This is a genomic window from Mesorhizobium sp. M0491 (assembly GCF_040321265.1).
In the GTDB taxonomy this organism is placed as follows: Bacteria; Pseudomonadota; Alphaproteobacteria; order Rhizobiales; family Rhizobiaceae; genus Mesorhizobium.
The window spans coordinates 1-1103 of sequence record NZ_JAMYRE010000064.1 but is presented as its reverse complement, the minus strand read 5'-3'; the positions used below and the strand labels follow the sequence as shown (position 1 = coordinate 1103).

Below are 1103 nucleotides of genomic sequence, written 5' to 3'. Positions count from 1 at the left end.
GAATCGAACGAAACAGCGGAACCGGCAAACCGCTTTTATGCGTTAAGTGATTGAGGCTCCAGAGTTTTTCGAAAATATACTGGATTTTCCGCCGTCGCGCGAACAATCACCAAAGACGTTTGCTGGCGAAAGCGTGTCCGGAGCCGGATTTGAGATAACGTTCGAACGAGGTCGCCTTGGCTCGATTCGAGAAGGCGATATAGGTGACGATCCGCCATGGCATGAACTTGGATGTATGGCTGGATTTTCCGGCGTTATGTTCGGCAAGTCGGCGCTTCAGGTCTGAAGTCACGCCGATGTAGCGCTCACCTTCCGTAGCCTTGCTTTCCAGCAGGTATACGTACCACACGAGCCACCCCCTTAACCAAGCGAGTATCCTGGCTCGGGGAAGGCGGCCCGCCAACCCCTGCTTTTGCTGGGATCGCACAGAGGTCTGGACTTGTCCTGCGAAGCGCACAGTGCAAGCAGAAAACCTTGTTTTGCTAGGGTTTTAGCCCTCCTTCGCCGAGGCTTCGGAGGGCATCCTGCTTCGCGCAGAGGTCTGGACTTGTCCTGCGAAGCTCGAAGAGCGAAGCAGGATGGCGGAGAGGATGGGATTCGAACCCACGAGAAGCTTTTGACCTCTACTCCCTTAGCAGGGGAGCGCCTTCGACCACTCGGCCACCTCTCCGTTGCGCCGGTGGATAAAGAAAAGCGCCGGCACAATCAACAAGCCTGCATCATTATATGGAAAAATAAGATGCACTGAACCGTGGCCTTCCATGGATGCGGCGGTTCTGCGGTTGTTTCCTGGCTAGCGACTCGGGAGCTTGCCATGATTCCGACGGCCCTTCGCCGGATTCGGCGGCAAACAAGGGGGTGCGGCGGGCCTGATGGTTAACGAGAGCTTTCTGAGTGAGGCCAAATCGTGTCATTTGTGCAACAACGCCGGGGGATAGCAGCCAGGCAGCCCTTTCGCCGGTACGATCGTGGTTGAACGCCGCCGCCTCATGGGTAATGTCGATTTCGAAGGAGCGGCGCGGTGCGCATCTTTTTCGGTAGTGGGGATGGGGCAGGGAACGCTGTCCTTCAGCAAAGAATACCCAGACCCGTTTTTTAACTTT

General features: G+C 56.1%; 2 protein-coding genes and 1 tRNA gene. All 3 read right to left on the bottom strand.

Annotated features, from left to right (window positions below):
• Positions 1–106 precede the first annotated feature (106 nt).
• Entirely contained in the window at positions 107–349 is a 243-nt protein-coding gene (locus NKI69_RS33490) for a GIY-YIG nuclease family protein (RefSeq protein WP_023812851.1), read from the bottom strand.
• Between the two features lie 230 nt (positions 350–579).
• Positions 580–670, bottom strand: a tRNA-Ser gene (locus NKI69_RS33485).
• A gap of 52 nt (positions 671–722) precedes the next feature.
• The coding region (locus NKI69_RS33480) for a hypothetical protein (protein ID WP_352723444.1) at positions 723–1103 on the bottom strand (381 nt) is incomplete at its 5' end.